Annotated in this window: 6 protein-coding genes and 1 rRNA gene; 1 reads left to right on the top strand and 6 read right to left on the bottom strand. The window is 31.7% G+C overall.

Going from position 1 to position 7,650, the window contains the following annotated elements:
* Nucleotides 1–269 precede the first annotated feature (269 nt).
* The gene (locus tag EG57_RS0222335; protein ID WP_032079310.1) at nucleotides 270–845 is read left to right on the top strand and encodes an ECF transporter S component; all 576 of its coding nucleotides are present in this window, start codon (nucleotides 270–272) and stop codon (nucleotides 843–845) included.
* A 65-nt stretch (nucleotides 846–910) separates the two neighbouring features.
* On the opposite strand, the gene ftsH is transcribed toward EG57_RS0222335, so the two are convergent.
* The 6 genes from ftsH to rrf all read right to left on the bottom strand — a co-directional run bounded on the left by ftsH (nucleotide 911) and on the right by rrf (nucleotide 7,469).
* Nucleotides 911–2,731 carry an ATP-dependent zinc metalloprotease FtsH gene (gene ftsH / locus EG57_RS0222340; protein WP_032079311.1) on the bottom strand — a complete coding sequence of 607 codons (1,821 nt, stop codon included), beginning with the start codon at nucleotides 2,729–2,731 and terminating at the stop codon, nucleotides 911–913.
* A 246-nt stretch (nucleotides 2,732–2,977) separates the two neighbouring features.
* Nucleotides 2,978–3,145 carry a hypothetical protein gene (locus EG57_RS26875; RefSeq protein ID WP_200880603.1) on the bottom strand — a complete coding sequence of 56 codons (168 nt, stop codon included), beginning with the start codon at nucleotides 3,143–3,145 and terminating at the stop codon, nucleotides 2,978–2,980.
* Nucleotides 3,146–3,160: 15 nt separating this feature from the next.
* Nucleotides 3,161–4,435 carry a Ger(x)C family spore germination protein gene (locus tag EG57_RS0222345; RefSeq protein ID WP_032079312.1) on the bottom strand — a complete coding sequence of 425 codons (1,275 nt, stop codon included), beginning with the start codon at nucleotides 4,433–4,435 and terminating at the stop codon, nucleotides 3,161–3,163.
* Nucleotides 4,435–5,529 carry a GerAB/ArcD/ProY family transporter gene (locus tag EG57_RS0222350; protein WP_032079313.1) on the bottom strand — a complete coding sequence of 365 codons (1,095 nt, stop codon included), beginning with the start codon at nucleotides 5,527–5,529 and terminating at the stop codon, nucleotides 4,435–4,437. The genes EG57_RS0222345 and EG57_RS0222350 overlap by 1 nt, the downstream gene beginning before the upstream one ends.
* On the bottom strand, nucleotides 5,522–7,243 hold the full coding sequence (locus tag EG57_RS0222355; RefSeq protein WP_032079314.1) for a spore germination protein: 1,722 nt from the start codon (nucleotides 7,241–7,243) through the stop codon (nucleotides 5,522–5,524). Before EG57_RS0222355 ends, EG57_RS0222350 begins: the two co-directional genes overlap by 8 nt.
* Nucleotides 7,244–7,352: 109 nt before the next feature.
* Nucleotides 7,353–7,469, bottom strand: a 5S ribosomal RNA gene (rrf, locus tag EG57_RS0222360).
* Nucleotides 7,470–7,650: the final 181 nt, after the last annotated feature.

Raw genomic sequence — 7,650 nt, forward strand, 5'->3', positions numbered from 1 at the left:
TATCAATTAATTGCTAATCTTATTATTCATAAACTTTTTATTGCAAAATTTCTATCTCACAATAGCCACTATACTATATTTTTATCCAAAATCAATGGATAAACTTTCAAGCTTTTGAGACTGATTGCTAATTTTCTGTTAAAGTGTATGGATACATTTTGATATAATACCATATTGGAATATAATACAAAAGTAGAGTTATTGTACCAACGAACGAACGTATTAAATTATATTGATCAATAATAATTAATTTATGGAGGGGATTATTTATGAAACAAGAAACCATTTTAAACAACAAGACAAATAGTTTATCAACAGTAAGTCTTGTTCAAATGGCACTTATGATAGCAATAATTTGTGTATCTACTATGGTTATTAAAGTACCAACACTATTTGGAGTTGGATATGATCACTTAGGAGATAGTATGGTATTTTTAGGTGCAATTTTATTTGGAAAGAAAAAAGGTGCTATAACCGCCGCAGTAGGTATGAGTTTAGCAGATTTTTTACTTGGATATGCTTATTATGTTCCTTTTACTTTTGTTATTAAAGCAATTATGGCTTATATTGCTGCATCTATCGCTTATAGAGGAAATTATAGAGGTAAAAATATGTTAAATAACCTATTTGGCTTTATTGTTGGTGGCGCATGGATGGTATTCGGATATTTTTTAACCAAGATAGTAATTGTTCAATATATTGTAGTTAAAGCCAGCAGCTTCAATCAAGCTCTTGCCATAGCACTAGCTGGTATTCAAAGCAACATTGGTCAAGTTACCTTAGGTATGATAATTGCAATACCACTAGCTAAAGCACTTCAATCAAAAGTCAAAATTGAAAGATAATCAAGTGTTTTTATTTCAAATAATAAGACCTAGCTTAATATTATAATACTAAGCTAGGTTGATATTTATCTAGGTACAGAATTTAATATTTCCATAAATTCATCACCCATTATAGTCTCTTTTTCAAGAAGATGAGCTGAAATTTTAGAAAGCACTTCCATATTATCCTTTAAAAGATTTAACGCCTTTTCATAGGAACTATTTATAATTTGAAGAACTTCTCTATCAACTTCCGAAGAGGTTTCAGTAGAACAAGTTTGAACTGGTCTTCCATCTAAATATCTGTTTTGAATGGATTCCAATCCCATCATGCCAAATTTATCTGACATACCATACATGGTTACCATCTGCCTTGCAATCTGAGTAGCTCTTTCAATATCATTTGAAGCTCCTGTAGTTGCTTTTTTAAAGACAATCTCTTCAGCTGCTCTACCGGCTAAAAGAACTACTATTTGCTCTGTTAATTCACCCTTAGATATAAGAAATTTTTCTTTCTCTGGCATCTGCATTGTATAACCTAGCGCTCCCATTGTTCTTGGTATAATAGTAATCTTATGCACTGGTTGTGTTTGCTTTTGTAGTGCAGCTGCAAGTGCATGTCCTACTTCATGAAAAGCAACTAAATTCTTTTCTTCTTCTGTCATAATTCTATCTTTCTTTTCCTTACCTGCTATGACAGTTTCTACAGCTTCAAATAAGTCTTCCTGTCTAACCAAGTATCTGCCCATTCTTACAGCTCTTAAAGCTGCTTCATTTACCATATTGGCAAGATCAGCTCCTACAGCACCTGCCGTAGCCAATGCTATTTCTCCAAGATTTACATCGCTATCAAGTTTAACATTCTTTCCATGAACCTTAAGTATTTCTTCTCTACCTTTAAGATCAGGCTTGTCAACAATAACTCTTCGATCAAACCTTCCTGGTCTTAAAAGAGCTTTATCAAGAATCTCTGGCCTATTAGTTGCTGCAAGTATGACAACACCTTTTGAAGAATCAAATCCATCCATTTCCGATAAAAGCTGATTCAATGTTTGTTCGCGTTCATCATTTCCACCCATCTGATTATCACGACTTTTTCCTATTGCGTCAATTTCATCGATGAATACTATACAAGGAGCATTTTTCTCCGCTTGTTGAAATAAATCTCTAACTCTAGAAGCACCAACACCTACAAACATCTCCACAAAATCTGAACCAGATAGTGAAAAGAATGGTACATTTGCTTCTCCTGCTACTGCTTTAGCAAGCAAGGTCTTACCTGTACCAGGAGGCCCTACTAATAGTGCTCCTTTAGGCAGCTTTGCCCCAATCTCAGTATATTTTGATGGCTTATGAAGGAAGTCCACTATTTCATTAAGTGATTCCTTTGCTTCTTCCTGCCCTGCTACATCATTAAAAGTAACACCAGTCTTTTTTTCAATATACACCTTTGCATTGCTTTTTCCAAATGACATGGCACCACCACCCATTTTCTTTCCTAGAGATTTCATTATAAATGATCCTAGAAAATAAAACATAGCAAAAGGTAATATCCATGTAAGTGCAAAGTTTACAATAGGCGACTGCATATCCTTAACCGGCGTTGAAAATTTTACTCCAGCATTATGAAGCTTATCAACTAATTGGGGATCATTTAAAGTTCCTGTATAATAAATTTTCTTATCGCTAACTGAAGAATTTTGATTAGTTTTTGGGGTTATTAAAATCCTATCAGTTTGAATTTTTACTGAATCTATCTCCTTTTTTTGAATCATTGTAAGAAATGTACCATAGTCTATTTCTTTAAAAGAAGATTTAGCAAACCAAGTTATAACCATATTTATCATCAATGTAACAATTAAAGTAACTACAATATAACTAGCTAAATTTTTTTTCTTTTGTAGCATAATTTTCCTCCCTAAAATTTATTTACAACTTCTATTTTACCAATACTTACTAATCAAACCATTTTTTAATCCTTTAGCTTCATTAATATCCTCTTTATTATGCGTATATAGTTATTATAATATAACACAATTAACATTCTTGTTAAAGAGGTTAAATTGTTAATTTTTTTAAAAGTTAACCTCATAACAAGCTTATTAATTCATCATATGAAATTCACTTAATGTTATAGATAACACAAAAAAATATTATATTATAACATATACAGCTGCTATAGGAATCACAGTTCCTAAAAAAGTTAGCAACATTACTCCAAAACTAGCAAGCTTTTCTTTTTCAATTTTCCACAAATAAACACCGTAGGAAAAACTATGATAACAAGCTACAATAATAATTAAGGATAAAATAATTTTCATAAAAACTCACCTCTCCTACTTTATATTAGGTCTTTCTATAATGGGGCTGGAATTCAACATAAGTCCAGTTCTCCTTACATTAACCACTACATTTACATTTACTTTTGTTTCTGGGTAATGCAAAAGCCAATGGTAATCTTCCCATTTTTGTATTGTTGGGAAATAGCCTGCAAATTTTTTACCAAATTGAAACACATCAGTTTTATATTCCTTTTTAGTCTTTTCTATAACCTTCTCCACACCATTCTTTATCTCTTCCTGAAGCTGTTTATCCAAGTTTTTAATAAGGTTTAAACTCTCATAATTTATTCTGCTGTGAATTGCTCCAATATCAGCCTCAATATTTAAATTTATATCAACTACAGGCTTTCCATTTTCAAACTTAGCATTAATCTTTGGTGGCCTTCCATTTCTTATGCTTACTATTATTCCACTACCAGGAGATTTTTTATCCTCAATAGTCATAATACCCTGACGAAATTCTCCTTTAACCATCATCATATATCTTGTTTCATAAGGATTCAAACTTCCAACCATTTTATCTCCATTAAATAAAGCACTACCTACAAATTCCCTTTTAGCCGTTCCAATCCTTGGCATCTCCCCTGGCTTTATATCTTTTTCTATAACCAATTTGGATTCTCTTTTACCACCTTCTAGCTGTATGCTCTTACCTTGGTTTAATCCAGCATAAATTGCAATAGAATTACCATAAGTAGAAAGTATATCCCTATAAAAATCATGAAAATTTTCTGGAGGAAAAAATCCAGTATTTTTCGACTGTGCCATCATTAACTCTATAGATTTTGTAAGACTTGGTCCTATATTAGTCTTATTCTCCTGCATAAAAGATGCTGCTGTTCCTTTAGTAACTATAACAAACATAGTCCTTCTTACTCCACGAAACCTTGCAAGAGGAGAAAGGAACTCACCTATTCCTTCTTTTGCAAAGTCTTCTGAGATTACAAGCATTTTTGTGTGAAGCAATGAAATTCGGCGGGATATTGCCATATTCATTAAATTTATACATTCAAGCATTGAAGGGCCTTCAATAGAATGTACGTTAGCTCCAATTCCGTTAATGCCTATTTCTGATCCTTTATCTTCTCCTTTGGTTTGCATATAAATTGGGTATTGTATTGTTACCATAACTTTATTATTAATACCCTTATCAAGCCCAATTGCTACAGCATACACGTTATCATCAACTTCTGAAGAATCTTTACATCCTGTTAGCAATAAGCTTGAAAGTGTCAATATAATTATAATAATCGAAACTACTTTACGCATTACCTCCTCCCTCCTTTTCTTCTTAATATTAGTGATACTATTAGTACTAATATAGGTATACCAAAGTTAAGATAGCAGCTATATTGCCTAATAAACAATAAATTTATATTTATTAATTCTGAAACATTCTTAGGTTGAAGTGCTATTGCATACATCAAAAATGCAAAAGGTAACATTAAAGGCCTATGATCCTTTATATCAAAACTCTGGCAGTAAACTCTTATTGAAAGATAAAACGCAGTTGATGTAGTTAACAATGAAGATATTACCCAAATAAAAAGGAATATAGATTCTATTCTCTGTACATACCTGCTATAATATATGGTTCTAGATAATTGAAACATTCCAGACAAATTTTCACTACCAATGGTATATTGATAAGTAGCCAAATAACATAAAAAACAAATGCTGAATATAATTCCTGTAAGTACTAAACTTGTAACTCCTATCTTTCTGCAATCATTTACATCATGAAGAGATGCAATGACTATAGCAAGCGTTAATACCTCTTCATAAGCCGAACTTCTAAGTAATCCTACATAGATAGACGTCTTTAAGCCATAACCAAAATAAGGCTTTATATAATCAAAATTATAATACGGAGATGCCATAATTAAGATAATAATCAATCCAAATATAATAAAATAAAAACTTATACAGGAAACCCTAACAATACTCTCAATTCCTTTATAAGCAATTAACATAGAAACTGCTATAAAACTTATCATTATAACACTAGGTGGTGTATCCGGAAGATTATATACTTTTATTACATCAAGAAATTCTCTTAAATTTGAAGCAGCATAAAAAAGTATATATAATGAAAATATTAATCCACATACCTTTCCTAATACTCTTCCTAAAACAGCCTCAAAAACCTTTTCTAAATTTTTCCCTGGAAACCTATTTAATAAAACACAAACTAATAAAAAGGAAATTATAGCTGTAATACAAGAAATTAGTGTAGAATACCAGCACGCAGTTCCAACCTGTTTAACTACTACAGCAGGGCTGGTATACAGTATTTTAGAAACTATAATAATTGTCATAAATAATATTCCCTCATATGTACTGAATTTACCACTTTTACTCATTACTATCTCCTTTTTTATGGCTGTATTCAGGCTTTTCGATGGTCCAGTCTCTTGAAATTTCAGGCTGTTTTCTTATATCTAAAGGATTAACATAGTCTGGCCTGAATTCCTGCTTCCAAACAGGCCTTCTTCTTAAAATATCACGGCTTTTTCTACCTTTTGGTTCAATGAGTGTCATATAAGGTACTCCAAAGGATTTCATATCCATCATTAGTATCAATAAAGTTATTGCTAAAAGTGATACTCCATAAAACCCCAAAGTTGCTCCAGCAGCAATAAAAAGTACTCTCATTATTCTTATCCCAAAAGCAAATGGGATATTAGGCAATGCAAAATTTCCCAGTCCAGTTATAGCAACAATAATTATCAATATAGGACTTATTAAGCTTGCTTGAACTGCCGCCTGCCCTAATATCAATGCTCCTACAATGCCAATTGTAGTACCAAGAGTACCAGGAACCCTAACTCCTGCTTCTCTTATAAGCTCAAAAGAGGTTTCCATAAGTAAAACTTCAAGTATAGTTGGAAATGGTACATTTTCTCTTGCAGTACCTATTGCTATTAAAAGCTCAGTAGGTATCATTTCCTGATGAAAGTTTGTTACCGCAATATATAATCCTGGTAAAAGAGTAGCAACAAAAAGAGCAAATATCCTTATTAGTCTTAATAAAGTCCCATAAGAAGCTCTTATATTCATATCTTCTGGAGAATGAAGCATTTCAGTTATAGTAACAGGAACTATTAATGCAAAAGGCTCTCCATCACAAATTATAGCTATTTTTCCATCCACAAGATTAGCAGCAGTTCTATCTGGTCTTTCAGTACTTAAAATAGTTGGCAGCAGCGACTTTGATTCAGTTTCTATGAACTGTTCCAACATTCCATTACCAGTAATAAAATCTGTACTTATACTGATTATTCTCTTTTTTACTTCTTTTACCAATGCAGGATTTACCAAATCATTTATATACATAATCGCACAGGGTTTATTAATTCTCTCTCCAACCTTTAAAAATTCTGTTACAAGATTATTATTTCTCACAATTCTTCTAATTAAAACAGTATTAGTTCTTAAGTTTTCATTAAAAGCTTCTTGGGATCCACTTATAACATTTTCAATCTGTGGCTTGTCAACAGCCCTTTTTTCATATCCCTTAGTTTCACAAAAAATATAGTAATTACAATTATCTACATATATCCCTGTATCACCTAGAAGCACACCATATATAGCATCCTCCATAGTAGTTACCTTTTCAGCTTCATTTGTTTCTATAACACTATTTAGTATATAGTCAACACTACACTCTTCCTTATTTATTGATGAATTATTTCTCAATAATGGTCTTAAAATATCTCTATTCACAATATTCCTATCTACCATACCATCAATGTATATAATAAATGCTCTTATACTTCCAAATATTTTAAATTCACGAATTTTTATATCCTTATTTAAAGAATAATTAAAGCTTTTCTTCATATATTTTAAATTGTCATCAATGTTATTTGGAACACCATTTTCTTGATTATTTTTATTTTGTGAACTATCATTTTTGGGTGTAGAATTCTTTTGTCCATTAGCATTCTGCTCCTTGCCACTCTGTTTGTCATCCTCTGGAATCAATTCTGGTATATAAAATTCTTCATCATGCTTAGGTTTTTTATATGAAATTTTAGATAATATACTTGTAATTTTACTATTTCTATTTCTCATTTAACCACCTATAATATTTAATAATTATAGATTATTATTTGTATAATGCGACTTTATATGTATAAAAAAAAGATGACTAAGCAACTTACTACTTAGTCATCTTTTGATTACCTGGCAACGACCTACTCTTCCACAGAGCCTCCCCTGCAGTACCATCGGCACTATAAAGCTTAACCATCGTGTTCGGAATGGGAACGGGTGTTACCTTTATGTCATTATCACCAGATAAGCAGACATTCAAAATCTTTGATTTTGCTATGGTCGCTTACTCCGCAGATGACAATCTGTGGAGTTTCCTTTTAAAAAAGAAAACCAACTCATCAAATCTTTAGCCTACATTTTTATTCAATTTAGAGATTTGTTATCTCAAAATTGCACAGTGAACTTCTTTATTTGGTCAAGCCCTC

Origin of the sequence: Clostridium drakei (assembly GCF_000633595.2) — a bacterium.
In the GTDB taxonomy this organism is placed as follows: Bacteria; Bacillota; Clostridia; order Clostridiales; family Clostridiaceae; genus Clostridium_AM; species Clostridium_AM drakei.

Excerpts from the sequence above, each read along its gene's own strand:
- ftsH (WP_032079311.1), bottom strand. The coding sequence starts at position 2,731 with ATGCTACAAAAGAAAAAAAATTTAGCTAGTTATATTGTAGTTACTTTA.
- EG57_RS0222355 (WP_032079314.1), bottom strand. The coding sequence starts at position 7,243 with ATGAGAAATAGAAATAGTAAAATTACAAGTATATTATCTAAAATTTCA.
- EG57_RS26875 (WP_200880603.1), bottom strand. The coding sequence starts at position 3,145 with ATGAAAATTATTTTATCCTTAATTATTATTGTAGCTTGTTATCATAGT.
- EG57_RS0222350 (WP_032079313.1), bottom strand. The coding sequence starts at position 5,529 with ATGAGTAAAAGTGGTAAATTCAGTACATATGAGGGAATATTATTTATG.
- EG57_RS0222335 (WP_032079310.1), top strand. The coding sequence starts at position 270 with ATGAAACAAGAAACCATTTTAAACAACAAGACAAATAGTTTATCAACA.
- EG57_RS0222345 (WP_032079312.1), bottom strand. The coding sequence starts at position 4,435 with ATGCGTAAAGTAGTTTCGATTATTATAATTATATTGACACTTTCAAGC.